Raw genomic sequence first — 22,165 nt, forward strand, 5'->3', positions numbered from 1 at the left:
TTTTTTAGGTGATATGATTCATTTATTTTGAGATAACTCAACAGTCATTCAGTCATAAACAGCGGCCGTATTTAACGCCCACTGCTAGGTCTACATATTAATATTCTAGTAAACGTTCTCACAATAGTAAAGTATAAAATATTAAATTCGTCATTCAACAGTTTTAATTTCCTATCTCTTGCTTCAGCTTTTCGTATTTTTCATTTTGCGGTTCAAGCGCAATTGCTTTATCGATATTTTGTGTGGCCGCTGGAATATCATTCAGTTTCATATTCACCAGAGCTAAATTGTAATACGCCTCATGAAAAGTTGAATCATACTTTACAGCTTGATTCAATTGCTGTTTAGCTTCTTTATAATTTTCAAGATAAAATTCTGCGTTAGCACTGACGAAATAAACGTTACTATTTCCTGTTCCTTTTTCAACAAAAAGCTTAATGGCATCTTTTGCTTCTTCATACTGCTTCTGCTGAAGATACGTGGCCGCTACGCTAAGTGCATAGGGCTCATCTTGATAAACAGAACGCTCATGATATCCATAAAAAAGCAGACTTCCTACTAATAAAAGCGTGCAAATGAAAGCCGGAATCTGAACATACAGCTTTTTTTGTTTCGGTAAACTGACGATGCTCGCAGCTAAAAATCCGCCAACCAAACCGCCAATATGCCCTGCATTATCGACGTTCGGCGCAACAAATCCAAAAATCAAGTTAATCACAATGATGACAATGAAACTCGATCCCATTGTTCGAAAAAAGAAGCGTGGATTTGTTCTTGCTAAAAACAGTAAAGCTCCAAAGCAACCGAAAATGGCCCCTGAGGCTCCTGCGGAAATGGACGTATTCCATATAAAACTTCCTAGAGATCCTGCAAACCCGGCAAATATATAAATAAAGACAAAACGCCCGCTGCCATATATCCTCTCTACAACCGTTCCTAAATAATACAGGGCTACACTATTCATAAGCAAATGCAGAAGTCCTATATGCAAAATTATAGGTGTAAAAAAACGCCACCATTCGCCTTCCATAATTAAGGGGTTGTATTTAGCTCCGTATTGAATCAGAGTGAGCGTATTTTGTGTACTGCTCTTCCATTCCAGAAATAGAAACATTAAGATTTGCAGCGCTAAAAATATATATGTAAAAATAGGCTTCCCGTATCCAGCTATTTGCTGTTCTTCGCTTTGCTTTTTCTGTACAAAAAGCACAATTTTATGTTTCCACTGCTCTATTCGCTGTGCTTCTTCTTCGGAAGAGAAATTGTCTGCGCTTTCTAATATAAGACCCAGCCGTTCGAATAGAGGTTCATAAGCGCTTGCTTTCTCTGCCGTTAATTGTTCAACGTAACTATTCACCTTAGAGGGACTTGGCGTACTTTCTAAGGACTGCTCTGTATAAAAAGGATCAAAATCAGCAAAGTAAATCGTGTTAAGAGTAAGCGTTGATTTACCTCTTTGCTTTCGCAAATTCTCAGCTCTTTGTAATGCATACAATACATCTTTTTGCTGCTCAACGGCTGATTTAAAATTTCGGCGGACTATGCGGACAATTGACTTATCTTTGCGATGCGAAGATTGAAACCATAGCTCTGAAGCATCAGCTTTCATCGAAATCAACTCATATGAAGAATGGCCAAGCAATTGCTGTGCCAGCTGCAAATAATAAAAATCTTGCCTAGACAAATAGTCACCTCCTCATACTCTCTATATGTAAAGATGGCAGAAAGCCAGGAAAAAAGCAACGATTTTCCCTTTTTCTTTTTCTACAAAAAAACACCTTACAGGTCTGTAAGGTGTTTTTTTATGTATCTTTCGCTCTTAGCGGAAGACCTGCTTCATTAAACGATCCCGAACAAACGGCAAATTAAAAAATGAACGAACAGCTAGACTGCGGATAAATGAATTTCCAAACAGCGAATTTAAAACACGGTATCTCATTTGATAGCCCAGCGTTCCAACAACTAAAAGCGTAAGTACTAATATAATATGTCTCATTTTCAAGCCTCCTTACGTTTACTTTGCTCCTATGATGAACATTTTATGCTCTTATATAGGTAAAAGCAGGATAAGGATTCCGCCTGTAAAAGAAGCAAGCAAAATAGCGGCAAGATTTACAACATCATTGTTAAAGAAAGTTATTCCTTTCTCTTTTATCGTTGGCTTACGGCAATGATCTTTCCGTTCCGTTTCAATACCGCAGCTTTGACAGTGAAAGCGAACTTGCACACTTGCTCCAAGAAGAGTGTCTATAGCGTTTCCAATAAAACCAAAGCACCCGACTAGCAATATACTACTTAGCGATACGGATGGAAAAGCAAAATAACAAGCGGCAGCAATAAGAAAAGCTCCGGCTGCTCCGGCTGCTGTACCTAAAAGTGAAACGGCTCCTGAGGTACCCGCTTCTACTCTCTTTAACGTCCAAAGGTAAAATGGCGGCTTTTTACTAAGAGACCCTATTTCAGATGCCCACGTATCCGCATTAGCAGCTGAGATGCTGATCATAAACATCCACATGTAAACAGGAAAAGCTGTTGCAGCATATAACACACCGCAAGCAGCAGCTACACCTCCATTAGCAAGGACTTGAATATAATCTCGCCTGTCGTGCTTCTCTAACTTTTCTTCTAATGCACGTTTTTTTTCTTTTTTGTACTTACTACACAACGTAGAAGTGCTAAAAAATAAGAGTAAGAGTAAAAAACCTTGAAGCGAAAAACCGATATAAACGCTCGCTCCTACGATAAAAGACATGCAGGCTCCCGATACTGTCAGTGCTTTTGCTATGTAGCCTGCTCCTGCCATGAGTAATATTACAATTATCATGACAGCATCAAACGGATTCACAGCAAATAAGCTCCTTCTCTGTCAAAATATATTCAACGGGAATATCATGAGATTCATATGGGACCTCTGAAACGACTTGACAATCAAACGCAAGGCTTAGCTTCTGTCCGCTATAATCTGTTAGATAACGATCGTAATAGCCGCCTCCATAGCCGATACGATATCCATTTTTGCTATATACCACGCCAGGCACAAGGAGTAAATCAATTGAAGATTTTGAAACGGGAACAGTTTCTTCAACAATTGGCTCCGCTAACCCGTAGTACACTGTTTCAAGCTGTGAAAAATTCGTAATCTCGTAGAAAACCATTTGAGATGTTGTGGGGTTGCATTTTGGAACAGCTACTTTCTTTCCATCTTTCCAAGCACGTTCAATGATGGCTTTCGTATTAACTTCTTTATTTCTTGAAACCGTAGCTGCAATGACTCTAGCTTCTTTCCATAAACAAGTTTCATACAGTGCATTTGCTATGCTTGTTGAATGTGCCTCGTGCTGCTCTTCAGAAATTAAATTAAGAACCCGCTTCATCTCTTTGCGCAGATGAGATTTCATTTTAATCCCCCCTATAAAAAAAACAGCAGGATTGTACTCCTACTGCTTACTTTGTTTCACGATGAAGTGTAACTTTTTTAAGTCTTGGGCTGTATTTTTTTAACTCAAGACGATCTGGGTTATTACGCTTGTTTTTAGTTGTAATGTAATTACGGTCACCAGTTTCAGTGCAAGCTAATGTAACGTTTACGCGCATCTATTTTCCCTCCAAACATTATAAACATAAATCAGACTTTAATATAATATCATTTTTCGAAAGGAAATGCCAGTCTGTTTTTTTGAAGAAAGTCATTTAATTTCATTTCTTCACTTTTTCTTTCCTCTTAGATCCCTGAGCCCCTTCTCTGCTACGCCTTATATATAGATGAAGTTTCTTGAAATAAGCGGAACTCTTTTTATGAGAGGCGTACTTCCTTTCTTTTAAATAAAAGCCATTATTTACACTCTTTGATACTCTTGTATTTTTTCTACAAAATATGCCGACAGCTTCTTGGCAGTCTGAGTGTTCAACGCCTCTGAATAAATATTTAATACAGGCAAGTGACCATCGGGCAAAATAAGCGTCCATTCATGGGGATCATGGTAAATCTTTAAGCCATCAATGACATACACTTGTTTACCAATTGCTTCTTCTAATAGTTTCTTCATCACTTGTTCTTGAATTTCTAGCGGACATGAAATGTACCGCCAGTTCATATAAGCGTGCGGGACATATTGAATCATTTCAGAAATTTTCCGCTGTTGCACCATAATTAATTCGATCAGCTGACATAAAGCGTACATGGCATCCAACTGAAATTGAACGGGCCCCAAAAGACTAAGCAAATCACGTTTTTTTGCTTTTGTCCTCATAAATGATTGATTGAGAGATTGAGCAAATGTTTCTAGTGTGGATGAATAGTGTATAGGAATAGGAACGAATGCTGCTTTTTTTGTCATGTATACGCTATAAATATAGAGCGACATAATTTCTGAGTCATTTACGCTGCAGCCTTTTTCATCATATAGAGCAAATGTTTCTCCATCTTCTTTAATCTGAATACAAAAAGACAGCTTATTTCGTTTAATTATTCGTTTGATTTCTTCTGTTTTCTCCCATTTGTTTAAAAATAAAACATGGACACGAAGACGCTTACATAATAGTTCGACAACTTTCTGTATAAACGGCGAACAAATCACGCCAATCCGCGTACTGTCTTCTAACAAAACATGCTGATTAATTGATTTTACTAAAGCATCACAATATTCTTCCCTGATATTTCTTATGCTTGTTTTTTTAAGTGAAACAGAAGTTGTTGTGTTTGCTTGTTTAGCTTGAAGGTACATCCGCTCAATCTTTTTTTCAATAAGCTGATTAACTAATTGCCCTTTCTTGTCATATATTTCTAAAAAGAGGCCGCTGTTTTTGCTATCCACACCAATATAAATACCAATGCTCGCTTGTGAAGTCATCATGTAATATCGAAATACCGGAAGAGCTTCTTTTTTAATATCATACACAGCTGAATGATTACTCCGTAAAAAAGAAAAGCATTCTTTGCGAAGTTGAATGGCTTCTCCTTCATCATCGCTTGCTAGACAGAACGCCCCTTGGTGTTTGCATACAAGTAATAACGCATTGTACAGTCTTTCTCGATCAACAGATGAATGTACATACAGGCGACCGTTTTTGAAGATAGAAACATCTGGTTTTACAGAAAGTTGAGGTAGTACTTGATTTTCAGCTACTGTATCTTGGACATACGTAGTCATTGCTTGAACATTTACATAGGGACCTATCGTAGCATTGTATAAAAACGATTCTGCCCCCACCGTTACGTTTTGAAGCAAAATTGTTTTATCGATTGCAGCATGTGCTTCTATGATACTATTGGTTCCGATAATCGTGTAAGGACCAATTGAAGCACCTTTTCTAATCACCACATTTTCTCCTACGTAAACCGGATCGTAAATAGTCACCCCTTCTTCTATAAGGGCGTCATCTGAGACAACACTTTCCTGTCTATTGCCAAACCACTTCCTCCACAAATCATAGTGTGCTTGACGATAATGGTGGATTTGCCCAATATCAATCCAATAATCTTCCGTTACAAAACTGCACACAGTATGATTATATTCCAAAAGAAGCGGGATAATGTCAAAGCTAAAATCTGTAGGACCATAAGAATTCACGTAATCAAGAACGGATTTTTTGATCACATACACTCCCGTATTAATCAATCGGCTATTGGCCTGTTCGTAGGTCGGTTTCTCTACAAATTCCGTGACTCGATGCCCTTCATCTATCGTCACCACTCCATAACCCCGCACGTCGTTTACTTCTTTTGTAACAATGGTCATTTCGCTTTTTTGTTCATAATGAAAATGAATAACGTCTTGAAGATTAATTTCTGTTAAGGCATCTCCACTAATAATAATACAGTCTTCCTCAATAAAGGCCTCTGCTCGCTTAATTCCGCCCGCTGTTCCAAGAGGCTCTTTTTCGATAAAATAAGTAAGCGTCACTCCCCACTGAGAGCCATCCCCGAAGTATTCAATAATTTGTTCATGCCTATACTGCAGCGTAATCCCAATCTCTGTAATTCCATGTTTCTTAAGCAGTTCAATGCTATATTCCATCACAGGTTTATCGTAAAGCGGCAGCATAGGCTTTGGAATCGTATAGGTCAAGGGCTGCAGTCTTGTTCCTTTACCGCCAGCAAGTATAATGGCTTTCAATTTTTTGCCTCCCTTCTTTTTTTATCCTGGCAAATCTGATGTTGAAACAGCTTACTTGTATCAATAGCGATTTTTTCCCAGCTAAACATAGTTGTTGCTTTTCTATACCCATTTTCGCTGATTTTTGCAGCCGTTTTTTCATTTTTTAACAAAAATTCAATACAGTTGATTAATTCGAGCGTATCTCCTCGGGCAAACGTCAGACCCGTGTCGAAATGTGAAACAATATCGCTTAGACCTCCTGTATCGGCAACGATAGTTGGCTTCTTGGCTACCATCCCCTCTAAAGCCACAATTCCAAAAGGTTCATATAAACTTGGAAAAACAACCATTTTGCAAGCTTGAAGAAGCTGATTTCGTTCGTTATCGGTAATGTATCCAATAAAATACACGTATTTGTCTAGTTGCTTTTCACTTACCTGTGTTCGAAACTCATGAAGTAAAGGCCCTTTTCCTGCTACAACGAATTGAACATCTATTTGTTTTTTCTTAAGTAGTTCCGCTGCTTCAATAAATAGCTGAAATCCTTTTTCATATACAATTCGTCCAATTGAAAAAATAATAGGGGCCTTTCTAAAATTATATTTCTTTTGTAAACTTTCTTTTAACCGCTCATTTACTGCGTCGACTACCAGCTGCTTGTCAATTCCATTTGGAAATATAGCAATTTTATCTTGCTCTACGTGAAATAAAGTGATTAATTCCTTCTTCATATAGTCGCTGCAGACAATGATTGAGCTTGATTGTCGAATCAGCTCCTCTTCTTGCAAGTGAATTTTTTGCTGCATGTCATTATGAATACCATTATTGCGCCCATGTTCTGTCGCATGAATGGTCGTAATTAGCGGTCTATCCGTTTTATCTGCTAAACATTTTGCAGCGGAGGCAACAAGCCAGTCATGAGCATGAATAACGTCAAAAGACAGCTTGTAGCCTAACTGCAGTCCTCTAAGAGCCATAGCCACGTTCAAACTGTTTACCCATGTCAAAAAATCCGGATGATGAGGCTGCAGGCTTTTAACTCGGTAAACGTGAACACCGTATAAACGCTCATATTCCGGCAGCCCCTCTACATACGTTGTTAATACACTAACGTGATGGCCCGCCTTTGCTAACGCTCTGGATAAATCAAATACATGTCGTGCAAGTCCTCCGATAACTAGAGGAGGGAATTCCCATGCAAGCATTAAAATGGAGAGACCGCCTTTATATTGATTTACTGATAAAGCCGCCGGCTCTATCTCTTTTGCAGGGTATAAAAAAGAACTTCCTGAAAGAAAACTGTTTTCGCTATCCATCCTTGGATTCTCTTCGTGACAAAGAAAATCAAATAGTTTTACTTGCCTTTCGTATTCATCTTTGACTTTTTCAAAATTATAAAGCCAATCGCTGCTACTTAAAAGGAGCCACTGTCGGTAGATAGCATTCACCACGCTAGGATGTTTAGAATCGATAACATCTAGCATCGCCTCTGACTTCTGTACGGTTGAAATAAACAATTGATTGTTCTCACTGACAAATTCGGCGCTTTTTGTTGCACCGTAGAGTGCAAGAGTTTCGTTTTGATGAAACTCTATATCCCTCGCGTAATCTAAAGGATATTGAAATATACCGCTTGCTGCTTGCATTCGCTGAAAGCCAAGCGTGTCCTTAGCCTTCAAATCCAAAAAAACGCTCGCTTTATTGATTGTTCCTTCCTCAACTTGGTTTCCTTGCTTAGGATATGGAAACAAGATAATGCCAGCAGGCGACTTTTTTAGTTCATCTGTTGATGACTTCACAAAGGTATAGCGCATTTCATGAGATTTTAGGAGCATATCTACTTGATGGGTATACTCTCCTTGCTGTATAAAAAAACCGACGGGCTTTTTTTCAAAAAACTGTTGAAAAACACGTATTGCTTCTGTAGTTTGGAGATTTAATGTTTGTTCGGTTTTAAGGGTGGAAACGAACGCGTTCGTTACGGTAGTAGGAATACACTCCATCATGTCATGCTGAAAAAAATATTTGCAGGCTGAGAACAAGCTCCCGTTCCACTTTTTTAAAAAGGTGAGTGCTCTCTGATGCTGCCGGCTTGAAAACTGGTGTAAATATTGAGCGTAACGAGTATTAAACTCCTCGTCGTTTAATGTGTTCAAAAACACACAAGACATCACAACTGTTGCACCTATCAATTTCTTAGACTCAATTTGATCTAAAAAAGGGATGAACTCATTCGTTACTTGTTCAAACAGCAGATACTTATTCTCTGTTTGAAGTACATGTAGCAACGGACAATGCATATAAGTTAAAAGAATACAGTCATCACTATTCATATTGCTTCTTCACCTGCTCCAAGTCATTTGAATATAAGGAATATGTGCTAAATTCATTTTGAACACCCTGGTGAACTTTTACAGGTTCGTACATCCAGCCTAACGAAGTTACATTCACTTGTTCATATTTTTCTTTCATCAAATAAACTGGATTCGAACGAAGAAGGGAAAAAAAACTTCCTTCTTTATCTTGAATACCAATATCTATTACATACGTGCGCTCACTTTCCAAGCTGTTCATAAACATGAAGTCTTGCTTAGGGGTAAGACCCTTCATATAATAGCGGTTTGATTCATGGCCGTTAAAATGAAGACCTGTTATATCATACGTACACATAGCTAGGTTCAATTCTTCCCACCGTGTCGAAAACATACTTTCTACCATCTCTCGAATATGCTCAGAAAACGACCAGTGAACATAAATACGAGATGAGTCAAGCTGAGTAGCTATACACACATTTAAGTTTTGAATAAGGTTAGCAGCCACTGTTTTATCACTTCGTTTCTTAGAATGTTTTTTCTACATATAAATGCCGTATAAACTTATTAACATCTTACCATTCAGAAAAAGTTGCCACAATAAACGCAATTTGTCGATTTGTGTTAAAAATTCAGGTAACATAGTAATTATAATTTACTAACAAAAAAACCTCTTCGCTTATTAGAAGAGGTTTTTCTACTATTCGTTTAAGTCGTAGCGTTTGCCTTTTACAAGGTAAAATACGCTTTCTGCTACGTTAGTGGTATGATCAGCCATACGCTCTAAATAGCGGGCTACAAATAAAAGCTGCGTAATTTGGTTCATAGCCTCCTGCTTTTCTTTAGCAAGACTTAAAAGTTCTTTTATTGTTATTCCGTAGAGCTCATCCACTTGATCGTCCATTTCCGCTACTTTTTTAGCCAGCACAAGATCTTCCTCGTGATAAGCTTTTAACGAAAGGCTCAACATTTCAATCGAAATATCGTGCATTTTCTTTACGTGTTCTAACGGCTTAATTAATTCTTCGTTTCCAATTCGTATAGCTGATTTTGCTACGTTAACCGCAAAATCTGCCATACGCTCAACATCCGAAGCAATTTTAATTGCCACAATGATACGTCTTAAATCGATAGCCACCGGCTGCTGCTTTGCGATCAGTAAGATAGCTAGGTCATTAATTTCTTCTTCTAAGTCATCCACGTATGAATCGCCGTCGATAATTTCTAGCGCCAGCTCAACGTTGCTTGTTTGCAACGCTTCAATTGATTTTGATAGCGCCTCATGCGTTAAGCGCCCTATTTCTAATAATTTTTCACGTAATATCTTTAAATCACCATGAAACTTTTCGCGTACAACCACTCATCCCATCTCCTTGTATGTCTTAACCAAAACGACCTGTAATATAATCTTCTGTGCGTTTATCAGATGGCATTGAGAAGATTTTATCTGTTTCTGCGTACTCTACCACTTCTCCATTTAAGAAAAATGCTGTTTTATCTGAAATACGTGCCGCTTGCTGCATATTATGGGTAACAATAATAATGCTGAAGTCTTTCTTTAATTCTTGTACTAACTCTTCTACTTTTAATGTTGAAATTGGATCGAGCGCAGAAGTAGGCTCATCCATTAAAATAACGTCAGGTTCAATTGCCAAGCATCGCGCAATACAGATACGCTGCTGTTGTCCACCTGACAACCCATTTGCATTTTGATTCAAACGATCTTTAACTTCGTCCCAAATAGCTGCTCCTCGTAAACTTTTTTCAACAATTTCATCTAGTTTTTTCTTGTTGCGAACACCATGAATTCTTGGACCGTACGCAATATTATCATAAATAGATTTCGGGAACGGATTTGGCTTTTGGAAAACCATTCCTACTTGCGTGCGCAGCTCTTCCACGTGGTACGATTTATCAAAAATATTTTTCCCTCTATACTCAATCTCACCTGATGTACGGACAATTGGAGTCATTTCTACCATACGATTTAACGTTTTAATATATGTTGATTTTCCGCAGCCTGATGGACCGATGATCGCGGTAACTTCGTTAGCATGAATGTCTAAATCAATATTTTTTAAGGCATGTGTGTTGCCATACCATAAATTTAAACCTTTTGTTTTATATACAATTTCTTTTGTTTGCGGAGTATTTACTTTTTCTTTGTTAGTCAATTCCATTGTTATTGCCATTGGATAATCCTCCTTCATCGTCTTTAACCGTTTTGAGCACATTAAAAGTCTCTCTATGTCTATTTAATATCTATTGTTTACTATCACTGTAAATAAATACGAGAAGCAGAAACGCTTCCCCTTATTTTGATCATTTCTATTAACCCTTACACTTACAGAATAATAGCCGACTATTAATTGTGTTTTAACTCAATGTAAAGCTTTTGTAAACAAAGGTCTATCTGCGTGTTTTTCAGGTAAAAAACTAGTTCTTACGACCCATAAATTCAATAAAAAACCATATATGTAAAGATTTCTAACAAAAAGAAGAGGTAGAGACATTACTAAATTAATTCAATCTAAAAATGGATGTATTGGATAAATAATCCAGTATGAATCACTTCCGATACCGCTGTTGATTTTCGTTCCACGGGCGGCCGGTGAGTCTCCTCGTCGCTTCGCTTTTCCTGCAGAAGTCTTCACCTTGCCCTCCAATCAACCGCTAAAAGCACCTACATACACGAAATCTACTTTCATCCTATAAATAAAAGATCCGAACAAAGTTGATTCTTAATCAACTTTGTTCGGATCTTACTTCAACTAATATGCTTTTGTCCCAGCCTCTTTAATTGGCGTCGTTTGCAATGACAGCCTGTTGGTTCTCTTCTTGATCTTTTACTTCTTGTTCACCTTTTTTCTTTAAATCAAAATACGTATCGAGCGCAGAACGAGCAAGCTCTTTTGTAATGGTATTTGGTGCACTTGGCACAAATACCGATGGTACCACCACAGCTACTGCAATTTCAGGATTATTTGCCGGAGCAAAGGCCACAAAGTTTGAATTATTAACTTTAATAGGGTCCCCTCCCCTAGGATTTTTCTCATAGGCTTGTGCCGTTCCTGATTTACCAGCAGGATTATAGTTCGCTGTATGGAAAGCTGCATATCCTGTACCGCCTTGTTCTTGCGTAACGCGCTTAAAACCACTTTGAACATCTTTAATGTATTGTTCTTTCATCGTAATACGATTTAACACATCAGGTTCAAATGAATGCTGCGTACCGCCAATTTCATCGGTTTTAATCGTTGGTTTTCGGATTTCTTTTACTAGCTGCGGCTTAATACGATACCCTCCATTAGCTATTGCAGAAGTATATTGAACAAGCTGCAGCGGCGTGTACGTATCATACTGACCAATTCCTAAATCAAGCGCCGTACCTGGAACATCGCTTCCACCTTGGACACCTGTTGATTCGTTATCAAGGTCTATGCCTGTTGATACGCCTAAGCCGAACTGACTGTAGTAAGAACGCAGTTCGCTGAATGTATCAGGTTTAATCGGTAAAGTCATGTTTTTATGATACTGTAACCCAGCCATAGCCATTACCGTTTTAAACATAAATACGTTGGATGAATATTTTAACGCAGATGAATACGTTAAGGGTCCTAACCCTTCGGCCTCAGCTGATTTTTTAACCGGTGTTCCTTTAATTTTTAACGGTTCATCAACGAACACTGTGTTTGGCTTAATAGCTCCTGAATCTAAGCCGGCTAAAACCGTTGCTCCTTTTACAACAGAGCCCATTGTATAAGATGTTGAAATATTTCCTAATGCAAAATCTTCTATTTTAGGCGCTCCAGTCTTCTTATCAATGGTGTATTTTTTACCTGCCATTGTTAAAATTTCTCCTGTGTGAGGATCCATCATAATAACAAAAGCACGGTCTAAAAATTGCGTTCCTTTCATTTGCTTTTTGGCTAAAAGCTGGTCCGTAATTTGCTTTTCTACCGCTTTTTGAAGCTCCATATCAATAGTTAAAACCAAATCACTGCCGCGTTCACCTTTAGACACTTGAATTGTATCAAGGAGATTTCCTTTTTTATCTGTTACATATTGGACTTTTTCTTTTTGACCGCTGAGCTGAGCTTCGTATTGCTTCTCTAAATAGCTCGTCCCAACTTGGTCATTTCGGCTATAGCCTCTTGACAAGTAATACTGTACTTTATCTTTAGGCAGTCCTTCGTTGGCAGATGATACATTTCCAAGCAAAGTACGAAGAGTACTGTTTTCTGGGTATGAGCGATCCCAATACGTTGTTGTATCAACACCTGGAAGTTCATCTAAGTGTTCACTTACAACGGCATACTCTTCATTTGTCACACCGCTCTTAACAATTTGCGGGGTGTTAGAGTAACCTGCCTCCATTTGGCGCTTAATAGCGAGAACTTCTAAATCACTCTTTAGACTTTCTAAATCTTTTTTAGAGATGCGGTCTAACTGACGTTGATACAGTTCGTCATCAGTCATTTCACCATCTTGAACTTTTTTGCGATCAGCTTGCGTAATTTTCTGTTCCGCTTCTTTAGGGTGAATCATAATCCAATAATCCTTCATATCGCGTTCTGTAATTTTTACCACATTTTTAGCATCTTTATTCTTTTTATTTTCCGGAATATCAATCACATTTGTGGTGTAAGGAACATCGATCATAGTGGCTAACTTTTTAGCGATGCGCAGCCTTTCTTCAGCTGTATTTCCTTGAAAACGAGTATATGTAATCGTATTTAAAGAGGTATTATCTACAATTACGCGGTTATAACGATCGTACATTTTCCCTCGAGGAACAGGCGTACTGACCGTAACGTCCTGTGTTTTTTCCACTTCTCGTTCGTAATTCTCACCGTATACAATTTGAACAAGTCCCAACCGCAAAATTAATACGGAAAATAGGGCAAATACGGTCAAGAAAAGTAAGTTCACACGAAAAGGCACGTGACTTTTTCTTCTTTTTTTCTTTTTCATACCAACACCTACACTTTATAAAACATATATACCATAACACCATAAAATCAGCCATTTAGCAAATAAATAGACACCTGGCAGGTGCCTATTTACACAACGTATTTATTCTAAAAGAAAAGCGAAGCATTTTCCATAGTACAAATGAAGGAGCTGACAACACTCTAAGCTGGAGACTCTCCGTCTCCTTCATTTAATACCGGAGGAGTAACAGTCGTTTCTTTTTTGTGCAGAGGCTGTGAGATATGTCTCACACAAAAATAAATGATCGTATGCCCTGCTCCAACAATAGCTAATAAAATGGGAATACTTTTTGCTTCATCAAAAAATAGTACAGCTATTAAAAATAAAGATATAGAAACGACGCGCCCGATATTCAGAAATACTTCTCTGACAACAATGTATTCAATTCTTTTTGAAACAACGTCTTTTGCTCGTCCAATCACATCGTACGTTAGAGAAATGAATGGAACCAATAAAATAGGATAGGCAATGGCAATACAAACAGCATATATAATTAACTTTGGATACGATAAGTTAAAGATAAGCAAAAAGACTGCTCCATAGAGAAGGAGGCCCCCTGTGAAGATAAACCGAAGGCGATTTTTTTGCTTAATAAACCTTGAGGCAACATAGTATCCCACAAATGCAACCGCTGAATTTACCAGTCCATATGTTCCTAAAGCTAATTCACTTCCCGTCGTAATAAATACCATGACGGATACAACAAAAATGAACGTACCTTCACGCAACCCTTGAAAGAAATGAGCCTGCAATATTCGATTCCAGTCTTTATTGACTTTTCGTTCAGCCCATACCTCTTTAAATTTGTATACTCCTTCCGCTGCGCGTCTTGTAATAAAAAAACTAAGCACAACGGCACCGATAAACAATAGCAGCGATACACCAAACACAATTTTATACCCAAGTGATTCATACAAAGCGGAAATAACAAAGCCCGCTCCTAAAGGACCAATCATCCCTGCAAAAGAGTTTAAGATCCCTAAAAATCCGTTAAAAAAGTCTCTTGTATCCGGTTCTGTAATTTCAAAAGTTAGCACATTAAAAGCTAGCCAATAAAAGCCGTATCCTATACCCAGCAGCCCACCAAGCAATACTAAATACTCGGCTGCGTTAGCTCCACTGACTAATACAGCGATATAAAAAACAGCTAAAAAAGATACACCTAACCTTAAAACCACAACCCGGTCAATTCGTTTGGCCCATTTACCTGCTAAAATAAACGTAAGCGGCTGAAGCACCACTACCGCTAAATTATAAATAGCGAGATCCGAAAATTCGCCTGATTGTTTCCACAGATAAATGTTAACAAACGAATTGGAAATTGAAATAGCCAAGGCATAAAGACCGCCTATAATTAAAAGCAAAAGTAAATCTTTACTAACTTCTACATCTCCAACTACTTTTTTTAATAAAGGCATATCAAAAAACTCCTTTTCTCTTCTACACCTAGTGTGTGAAAAAGAAAAGGAGATATGTAAAAGAATTGGAAAACAAAAAAGCCAGTAAAGGTAATAATTACTTTACTGGCTCTTAAATACGTCTTTAGCTTATTTTGCAGCGTCGTAACGCTTAGCAACTTCGTCCCATTTTACAACATTAAAGAATGCTGAAATGTAATCTGGACGGCGGTTTTGGTAATTTAAGTAGTAAGCGTGCTCCCAAACGTCTAGACCAAGAATTGGCGTTTTACCTTCCATTAATGGGCTATCTTGGTTTGGTGTGCTTGTTACTTCTAAATCGCCGTTGTTTACAACTAACCAAGCCCAGCCAGAACCGAAGCGAGTTTTAGCTGCATTTGCAAATTCTTCTTTGAATTGATCAAAGCTGCCGAATTTGCTAGCGATAGCGTCTGCTAATTCACCAGTTGGAGCACCGCCGCCGTTAGGGCAAAGGATTGTCCAAAATAATGAGTGGTTCGCATGACCGCCACCGTTATTGCGTACTGCTGTACGGATATCTTCAGGAACAGCATCTAAGTTTGAAATTAACTCTTCAATACTTTTGCTTTCTAAATCCCCTTTGCCTTCAACAGCAGCGTTTAGATTTGTAACATATGTGTTGTGATGTTTTGTGTGGTGAATATTCATTGTTTCTTTGTCGATATGTGGTTCCAGTGCATCGTATGCATAAGGTAGTTCTGGTAATTTGTAAGCCATGAATAATTCCTCCTTCAAAATATGTAAGCATTTTGGCGCGAAAGCACCATATACGTTTAGATTAGCAAATTTACCCTACTGTTTCAAATAAAAAGTTCCTAATCCATGATTTATATTTACCTAATTCCCATTCGCTATTCTTTTAAACATAAAAAAAGCTTCTTTTTCTCAAAAGAAGCTTTGAATAGACGATAGTATGGCGGAGGAAGAGGGATTCGAACCCCCGCGGGCTTTAACACCCCTGTCGGTTTTCAAGACCGATCCCTTCAGCCGGACTTGGGTATTCCTCCAACCTTATAAATGGTGGACCCTGCAGGACTCGAACCTGCGACCGGACGGTTATGAGCCGTCTGCTCTAACCAGCTGAGCTAAGGGTCCACATGGCTCCACAGGTAGGACTCGAACCTACGACCGATCGGTTAACAGCCGATAGCTCTACCACTGAGCTACTGTGGAACAATATGAATTATGTAAGTCACAAACGTAAATTGGAAAATAGCGGCGGAGGGGATCGAACCCCCGACCTCACGGGTATGAACCGTACGCTCTAGCCAGCTGAGCTACACCGCCATGGCTCCACAGGTAGGACTCGAACCTACGACCGATCGGTTAACAGCCGATAGCTCTACCACTGAGCTACTGTGGAACAATATAACATTTACTAGCGACATTAAAAATTTAACATGTTTCTAGTCTAAAGTCAATATATTATTTTAAAACAGCGTATAAAAAATAGGCAATCATCAGCAGTTGAATAAATCCTTTTGAAATAGCACCACTAAAAAAGCCAATAACCGAACCTACTCCAATTTTTACTGCGTTGCTAATTGTAGTCCGATGAACAATCAGTTCTCCTACAATCGCTCCGATAAACGGCCCTAAAATAATTCCAAATCCCGGAATGACAAACGGACCTACAAGCAGCCCAACTGTACTTCCCCAAACACCTGCTTTAGTGCCTCCGAATTTTTTCACACCAATAATATTAGCTATATAGTCTGCTAAAAAAAGTGCGACAACTAACAATCCTTGTACCACCCAAAATAACCAGCTATAGGAGCTAAAATCATAAAATAAACCGTATATAACAAATCCTAGAGCTACAAATAGCACGCTCGGGATAATGGGATAAACCAACCCAACAAACGATACAACAAAGCTAACGATAATTAATACCCAACATAAAATAGCCATGCCCGCACCTATCCTTTTTATTATTACTATTTATCATACAATAACCACTCCTATAAAGAAAGACCTTGCACGACGAGTACTTCCTTTATTTCACTTTCGAATACCTCTTCAAATAATAATTTTCGAGTGTACCTCTGCAATATTAACAGCACGGTCCTCAAGGCGCCCGTAATATCAAAAAAAACAATGACGGCAAAACCTGTACATATACGCATAAAATGTGCTTGTAACATAACGCTCCACCGCATCATTGTAATTGGTAACGGTTTCTAAAATCTATTGTAAACCTTAAATTTTCGCTATAAAATAAGGTATAATAAGAATCTTCAATAAGAGGAGGCTTTACAATGAGCATGCTGAAAAAGATGGCATGGAGTTTTATTTCCTTCAAAAAAATAAGGTCGCTTCGCTTTGAGCATACGAATAAAACAATTGGTTTTGTGCTGTTTCTAACATTTATTTCTTTGCTGCCTACATTTTTCTTTATGACTTTGACGATTGTAAACGGCTATCATATCGCTACTACAGATCTTCCGAAATCTGTTTCTTCTTTTTCTATTTCAAACTCACAGCTTACGTCAAGTCAACCTTTCACAAAAAAAGTAAACGGTACCGCTTTTATCTTAAACCCCTCACAGTCTATTGAACGATTTCATTCCCCTGCTCATGCCATTGGTTTTTTAAAGGATGGAATTTACATCACGACTAATTCACAAACACAAACGTATTCATATGAGTTGCTAAACTGGCATCATAAAGATAAAAATGAACTGTTAAACTTGCTGCACGAACAAAAATTTTCTTTATACATACTTGTCCCTATCGCTATGCTTTTACTGTACGTATTAACATCTGGACTAAACTTCCTTTCTATTACCTGCCTTGCTTATCTTGGAAAGCTGATTGCACTCATTGCTAAAAAGCAGCTTCCTTTCAAGCAGCTATGGGCACTGAGCGCTTATAGTACGGTAGCCTTCACACTGCTTTATACGCTTTTTGAAGCTTTTTCTTTGTCTCTAGCACTACATAGCTCTCTTTACTGGATAGGAACATTCTTCATTTACTTGTTGCTCGTCACAAGGGTTCCTATAAGAAGAAAGGTAAAACCTAATAAAGATGCTGGGACAAACGTATTTTAGTTGAAGGAGAATCCAAACGAGGAATCTAGATTCTTGATAGAGAATCCACCTCTTTTGGATTTTTTTATTGATATGGTGAACGCAGGTTTCATGTATGCGGCTGCTTCTAGCTGGTGATTGGAGTGATTTAGTTAAGTCTCAGCCTCTTTATTTCGGTACAACTTTTTTTCTTCCCATTGCACAAGGAAGAATTTTCAACTGATACAAAACCCACAAACCTCCTGCTGTGAGCAGAATAAAGCTGTAAACAAACATCAGCCTTTCAGCATGCATCCACACTTCAAAAACAACAGGTCCCAACGCTACTCCTAAAAATCTCACCGTTCCATAAATGGATACAATAAACCCTCTTTCTTCGTCTGAAGCCGCTGAAGTAATCATCATATTAATACACGGAAGAACAAATCCTAAGCCGCCAAAGGCGACTGTCAAACAAAACATCAGAACAGGAAGCGTATAAATAATCGTTAATACTCCAAACATCAGGAATAAAAGAGTTATCCCTACTATCATTAATTTTTTCATGAGCTCTACATCTGTTTTGATGCGTTGACCGGTCCAATAAGAAACGAGCGTCATCGCACCAAGAGGAAATAAAAAAGCGGTTCCTTTAAAAAAACCGTCTATATGATACGTTTCCTCTATTAGAAAAGATAAATAATATAAAATACCAAATAATAAAAACAACCCCAATCCCCCGACAAAGAATAAAGGAAAAAGCGATTTTCTTTTATTATAGACAATCCCATTGGCTCTCTTTAAATATTCTTGAACAGATACTGAATCCGAACCTGTTTTCCCTTCTCTCACATACAGCACTATACCTACTAAAGCAGCACCTGCAGCTAAAGGATAGACAAAAAACGCGGCATACCATACGACGAGTGCTACCGATGCTCCAATTATCGGCGCAACCACTTTTCCAACTCCGTTATACACTTCTAAAATCCCGAGGACTTTTGCTCTTTTTTCCCCTGTAAATACATCTCCAGTTAATGCCATTGCCAACGTTGTAGTACCTGCAGCTCCAATCCCTTGAATGACTCTGCCTGCCATCAACACAGCAAAGCTTCCAGAAGAGAATGAAGCACTACTAGCAGCGATGACACTACCTATTATCATCATGACGAGTGAATATATGATTAACTTTTTACGCCCATACCGGTCTGATAAAATCCCTACGGCAGGGATACACAATGCAGCTGGAATCGAAAATGCACTCAGTATCAAACTGGTTTGAACTCCGCTTAAGTGAAGTGACTTTTGAATGCTTGGCAGCAGAGGAATGAGCATGGAATTTCCCAGCACCATGATTAAAGGCAATAAGCCTAATGAAACAATCATTAATTTTTCTTTCAATTTTCGTTCTCCAATCATATTTAAGTAAGACAAGCATAGGCTTTACACATAAGCAAAAGAATGAAGGAGGAGCATAATGAAAAAGCTATGTGCATTAGCCGCTTTCGCTTTTATCGGATATATTTGTCACTACGACATTAAATACGGGACCATTCCCACTGCTACTGAAGCAGTTCAAGTCAGCAAAGCGCAGCCTGCAGAAACAAAAGCCGCCAGCTCTTCTTCCACCTATACAAAAATAAAAATTAAGCCAGGCGATACAGTTTTGTCCATCATTGAGGAGCTTACAAAAAAATCGATACCGGTTTCTATGAACCAAATGATTACAGACTTCAAAAAGTTAAATAACGGTACAGCGCCTGAGGATATTCAAATTGGAAAAACGTATAAGTTCCCTATTTACAAGTAATGACAGCATTCTTCTTGTCAAGATGGGATAGTCATTGTTAAAATAGCTAAGGTAGCACTTTCTACTAGTTATTTTGTTCATAAAGAGTTATTCTATTAATGAATTCAAATTCTTGATTTCATTTTGAAGGAGAGATTATCACGTGAGTGAAATTATACATCGTACAAAAACACGCCCCGTTAAAGTTGGAGATTTAACAATCGGAGGCAGCAACGAGTTAGTTATTCAAAGTATGACAACCACTAAGACACATGATGTTGAAGCAACGGTTGCAGAAATTAAACGTTTAGAAGAAGCAGGATGCCAAGTTGTTCGTGTTGCTTGTCCAGACGAGCGCGCAGCAGATGCAATCCCTGAAATTAAAAAACGCATTAACATTCCATTAGTTGTGGATATTCATTTTGACTACCGCTTAGCATTAAAAGCAATTGAAGGCGGAGCGGATAAAATCCGTATCAACCCTGGTAATATCGGTCGCCGTGAAAAAGTGGAAGCTGTTGTAAATGCTGCAAAAGCTAAAAATATTCCAATTCGTATTGGAGTTAACGCTGGTTCACTTGAAAAACGTATTTTAGATAAATACGGCTATCCGACAGCAGATGGCATGGTAGAAAGTGCACTTCATCACATTAAAATTTTAGAAGACCTTGATTTCCATGACATCATCGTTTCAATGAAAGCATCGGATGTTAACTTGGCAATTGAAGCTTATGAAAAAGCTGCTCAAGCATTTGACTACCCTCTTCACTTAGGAATTACAGAATCGGGTACATTATTTGCAGGAACTGTAAAAAGTGCAGCAGGGCTTGGCGCTATTTTATCTAAAGGAATCGGAAATACATTACGTATTTCTTTAAGTGCGGATCCTGTAGAAGAAGTAAAAGTTGCGCGCGAATTACTAAAATCATTTGGTTTAGCTTCCAATGCCGCAACGCTTATTTCTTGCCCAACTTGCGGACGTATTGAAATTGATTTAATTAGCATTGCTAATGAAGTTGAAGAGTATATTTCAACTGTAAAAGCACCGATTAAAGTAGCGGTACTTGGCTGCGCTGTAAACGGTCCTGGTGAAGCTCGTGAAGCTGATATCGGGATTGCGGGAGCACGCGGTGAAGGTCTACTATTCCGCAAAGGCGAAATCGTACGCAAAGTTCCTGAAGAAACAATGGTTGAGGAACTAAAAAAAGAAATTGATAAAATTGCTGCTGAATATCACGCAAAGCAAGAAGCTGAAAAAGCTGCAGCTAAATCATAACTAAAAAAAGCGAGGCGCATATGCGCCTCGCTTTTTTTTATGAAAAGAACGGTAATATAAACGTACCGACAATAATCGATACAACTCCGATCCCTATTGCCCATGCTCCTAGCGTAAGTGCTCCTTTTCTGCGTGCGATAAACCCTAGAATAATCCCAGCGGCACCAAGAATAATTGGTAAAAAGAATAGTGAAAGAATCGAAAGCACGAGTGCGAAACGACCGTATCCCGTTCCTTCTCCTCGCCCAGCGACTTCATGATTGCGATTGCGATCAATATCTATAACTTCACGCTCTGCATGAGGCTCTCCTACTCGGTAAGGAACGCCCACTTCAGCTGCAGTTTCTTCCATGAAATCAGCTTCATATACATCTTTTCTACGCCTTTGTTCTTCATTCTCCATGCTTAATCCCTCGCTTTCGTAAATAAGGAGCATTTATAGTATCTGAATGCGAGAAAAAATTATAAGTGTCAATCTTATACAGCCGCTCACTCTCTTACAAGAAATAGGTACAGACGCAATATCACCAGGCTATGCAGTGATCATTACGCTTTGCCAAAGGCGTATAAAAAGTATTACTGTTTCTCTTTGGGCTTTATGTTACACTAGACAAGAATAGTCAAGCACCTAAGTAGAATAAACGTATTAAAGGAGTGCACGTAGTTGACGAAAAAGTTTGGAATTGACATTGATGGAACTGTTACTTCTCCTGAAACTTTTGTTCCTCATTTAAATAAAGCCTTTAACTTAAATTTAACACTTGAAGACATTACAGAATATGATTTCAGCCCTTTTGTAAATGTATCACCTGCAGAACTCGGGAAATGGTTTAAAGCAAATGAACGCTCTATTTACGAAACCTCTCCACTTGCAGACGATGCAAAAGCTGTTTTGCAAAAATGGCATCAAAAGCACGAATTATTCTTTATTAGTGCAAGGCATGATAAGCTATTGGACGTCACGGAAGAATGGTTTCAAAAAAATGAACTATCGTTTCATCACATTGAGTTAGTCGGTTCTCATTTTAAAGTTGAAACAGCAAAACGATATGATGTTGATATCTTTTTTGAAGACAAACATGATAATGCTTGTGAAATCAGTGAAGAATGCAATATCCCCGTTATCTTATTTGATACTCCTTATAATCGCTTACCTGTTCCAAAAGGAGTGGTTCGCGTATACAATTGGCTAGAAGCAGATCAGTGGGTAGCCAGCTGGTTAAAAGAACAGCAAAAATAAAAAAGAGA

The 22,165-nt window shown here is 38.3% G+C and carries 21 protein-coding genes and 5 tRNA genes; 4 read left to right on the forward strand and 22 right to left on the reverse strand.

Translation table 11 applies throughout. From position 1 onward, the window contains the following. Nucleotides 1–163 precede the first annotated feature (163 nt). The 20 genes from BG04_RS07600 to BG04_RS07685 form a co-directional block, all read right to left on the reverse strand. Nucleotides 164–1,684, reverse strand: a complete 1,521-nt coding sequence (locus BG04_RS07600; RefSeq protein ID WP_034648924.1) for a rhomboid family protein — start codon at nucleotides 1,682–1,684, stop codon at nucleotides 164–166. Between the two features lie 135 nt (nucleotides 1,685–1,819). Next, the gene (locus BG04_RS30935; protein WP_168797076.1) at nucleotides 1,820–1,996 is read right to left on the reverse strand and encodes a hypothetical protein; all 177 of its coding nucleotides are present in this window, start codon (nucleotides 1,994–1,996) and stop codon (nucleotides 1,820–1,822) included. A gap of 51 nt (nucleotides 1,997–2,047) precedes the next feature. Then, nucleotides 2,048–2,845, reverse strand: a complete 798-nt coding sequence (locus BG04_RS07605) for a DUF92 domain-containing protein (RefSeq protein ID WP_034648921.1) — start codon at nucleotides 2,843–2,845, stop codon at nucleotides 2,048–2,050. After that, nucleotides 2,832–3,398, reverse strand: a complete 567-nt coding sequence (locus BG04_RS07610; RefSeq protein WP_025750520.1) for a 5-formyltetrahydrofolate cyclo-ligase — start codon at nucleotides 3,396–3,398, stop codon at nucleotides 2,832–2,834. The genes BG04_RS07605 and BG04_RS07610 overlap by 14 nt, the downstream gene beginning before the upstream one ends. A gap of 46 nt (nucleotides 3,399–3,444) precedes the next feature. Then, nucleotides 3,445–3,594: a 50S ribosomal protein L33 gene (gene rpmG, locus BG04_RS07615; RefSeq protein WP_013059189.1), complete on the reverse strand. Its 150-nt coding sequence runs from the start codon at nucleotides 3,592–3,594 to the stop codon at nucleotides 3,445–3,447. 242 nt (nucleotides 3,595–3,836) lie between these two features. After that, nucleotides 3,837–6,116 (reverse strand): sugar phosphate nucleotidyltransferase, encoded by a 2,280-nt coding sequence (locus tag BG04_RS07620; protein WP_034648915.1) that lies wholly within the window; start codon nucleotides 6,114–6,116, stop codon nucleotides 3,837–3,839. After that, nucleotides 6,113–8,431 (reverse strand): glycosyltransferase, encoded by a 2,319-nt coding sequence (locus BG04_RS07625; protein ID WP_034648912.1) that lies wholly within the window; start codon nucleotides 8,429–8,431, stop codon nucleotides 6,113–6,115. The genes BG04_RS07620 and BG04_RS07625 overlap by 4 nt, the downstream gene beginning before the upstream one ends. Further along, nucleotides 8,424–8,918, reverse strand: coding sequence for a DUF4912 domain-containing protein (locus BG04_RS07630; RefSeq protein ID WP_013085028.1), 495 nt, complete (start codon nucleotides 8,916–8,918; stop codon nucleotides 8,424–8,426). Before BG04_RS07630 ends, BG04_RS07625 begins: the two co-directional genes overlap by 8 nt. 192 nt (nucleotides 8,919–9,110) lie before the next feature. After that, nucleotides 9,111–9,770 carry a phosphate signaling complex protein PhoU gene (gene phoU / locus BG04_RS07635; protein ID WP_013059193.1) on the reverse strand — a complete coding sequence of 220 codons (660 nt, stop codon included), beginning with the start codon at nucleotides 9,768–9,770 and terminating at the stop codon, nucleotides 9,111–9,113. Nucleotides 9,771–9,792: 22 nt separating this feature from the next. After that, entirely contained in the window at nucleotides 9,793–10,590 is a 798-nt protein-coding gene (gene pstB / locus BG04_RS07640; protein ID WP_370506071.1) for a phosphate ABC transporter ATP-binding protein PstB, read from the reverse strand. A 345-nt stretch (nucleotides 10,591–10,935) separates the two neighbouring features. Further along, complete coding sequence (locus tag BG04_RS31655; protein ID WP_256656505.1) at nucleotides 10,936–11,064, reverse strand: hypothetical protein; 129 nt, start codon at nucleotides 11,062–11,064, stop codon at nucleotides 10,936–10,938. 142 nt (nucleotides 11,065–11,206) lie between these two features. Next, complete coding sequence (locus BG04_RS07645) at nucleotides 11,207–13,384, reverse strand: peptidoglycan D,D-transpeptidase FtsI family protein (RefSeq protein WP_034648908.1); 2,178 nt, start codon at nucleotides 13,382–13,384, stop codon at nucleotides 11,207–11,209. A 161-nt stretch (nucleotides 13,385–13,545) separates the two neighbouring features. Further along, nucleotides 13,546–14,823: an MFS transporter gene (locus BG04_RS07650; protein ID WP_013059197.1), complete on the reverse strand. Its 1,278-nt coding sequence runs from the start codon at nucleotides 14,821–14,823 to the stop codon at nucleotides 13,546–13,548. A gap of 129 nt (nucleotides 14,824–14,952) precedes the next feature. Next, on the reverse strand, nucleotides 14,953–15,561 hold the full coding sequence (gene sodA / locus BG04_RS07655; protein ID WP_034648906.1) for a superoxide dismutase SodA: 609 nt from the start codon (nucleotides 15,559–15,561) through the stop codon (nucleotides 14,953–14,955). 197 nt (nucleotides 15,562–15,758) lie between these two features. Then, a tRNA-Ser gene (locus BG04_RS07660) sits at nucleotides 15,759–15,851 on the reverse strand. Nucleotides 15,852–15,862: 11 nt separating this feature from the next. Continuing rightward, nucleotides 15,863–15,939: transfer RNA gene (locus BG04_RS07665), tRNA-Ile, on the reverse strand. 3 nt (nucleotides 15,940–15,942) lie between these two features. Continuing rightward, a tRNA-Asn gene (locus BG04_RS07670) sits at nucleotides 15,943–16,017 on the reverse strand. Between the two features lie 40 nt (nucleotides 16,018–16,057). Continuing rightward, nucleotides 16,058–16,131: transfer RNA gene (locus BG04_RS07675), tRNA-Met, on the reverse strand. A 1-nt stretch (nucleotide 16,132) separates the two neighbouring features. Beyond that, nucleotides 16,133–16,207 (reverse strand) — tRNA-Asn (locus BG04_RS07680). A gap of 62 nt (nucleotides 16,208–16,269) precedes the next feature. Further along, nucleotides 16,270–16,755 (reverse strand): DUF456 domain-containing protein, encoded by a 486-nt coding sequence (locus BG04_RS07685; RefSeq protein ID WP_034648904.1) that lies wholly within the window; start codon nucleotides 16,753–16,755, stop codon nucleotides 16,270–16,272. A 347-nt stretch (nucleotides 16,756–17,102) separates the two neighbouring features. On the opposite strand from BG04_RS07685, the gene BG04_RS07695 reads away from it, so the two are divergent. Beyond that, the gene (locus tag BG04_RS07695) at nucleotides 17,103–17,894 is read left to right on the forward strand and encodes a DUF1189 domain-containing protein (RefSeq protein ID WP_034648900.1); all 792 of its coding nucleotides are present in this window, start codon (nucleotides 17,103–17,105) and stop codon (nucleotides 17,892–17,894) included. A gap of 147 nt (nucleotides 17,895–18,041) precedes the next feature. On the opposite strand, the gene BG04_RS07700 is transcribed toward BG04_RS07695, so the two are convergent. After that, nucleotides 18,042–19,253 carry an MFS transporter gene (locus BG04_RS07700; RefSeq protein WP_034648898.1) on the reverse strand — a complete coding sequence of 404 codons (1,212 nt, stop codon included), beginning with the start codon at nucleotides 19,251–19,253 and terminating at the stop codon, nucleotides 18,042–18,044. A gap of 76 nt (nucleotides 19,254–19,329) precedes the next feature. On the opposite strand from BG04_RS07700, the gene BG04_RS07705 reads away from it, so the two are divergent. Together BG04_RS07705 and ispG are read left to right on the forward strand one after the other, a co-directional pair. Next, nucleotides 19,330–19,662 carry a hypothetical protein gene (locus BG04_RS07705; RefSeq protein WP_034648895.1) on the forward strand — a complete coding sequence of 111 codons (333 nt, stop codon included), beginning with the start codon at nucleotides 19,330–19,332 and terminating at the stop codon, nucleotides 19,660–19,662. A 151-nt stretch (nucleotides 19,663–19,813) separates the two neighbouring features. Further along, nucleotides 19,814–20,917, forward strand: coding sequence for a flavodoxin-dependent (E)-4-hydroxy-3-methylbut-2-enyl-diphosphate synthase (gene ispG / locus BG04_RS07710; protein ID WP_201763664.1), 1,104 nt, complete (start codon nucleotides 19,814–19,816; stop codon nucleotides 20,915–20,917). Between the two features lie 37 nt (nucleotides 20,918–20,954). On the opposite strand, the gene BG04_RS07715 is transcribed toward ispG, so the two are convergent. Further along, nucleotides 20,955–21,320 (reverse strand): G protein-coupled receptor family protein, encoded by a 366-nt coding sequence (locus tag BG04_RS07715; protein ID WP_013059205.1) that lies wholly within the window; start codon nucleotides 21,318–21,320, stop codon nucleotides 20,955–20,957. Between the two features lie 261 nt (nucleotides 21,321–21,581). Between BG04_RS07715 and BG04_RS07720 the strand changes: the two genes are divergently transcribed. Continuing rightward, entirely contained in the window at nucleotides 21,582–22,157 is a 576-nt protein-coding gene (locus BG04_RS07720) for a 5' nucleotidase, NT5C type (RefSeq protein ID WP_013085038.1), read from the forward strand. The last annotated feature ends 8 nt before the right edge of the window (nucleotides 22,158–22,165 follow it).

This window comes from Priestia megaterium NBRC 15308 = ATCC 14581, from assembly GCF_000832985.1.
In the GTDB taxonomy this organism is placed as follows: domain Bacteria; phylum Bacillota; class Bacilli; order Bacillales; family Bacillaceae_H; genus Priestia; species Priestia megaterium.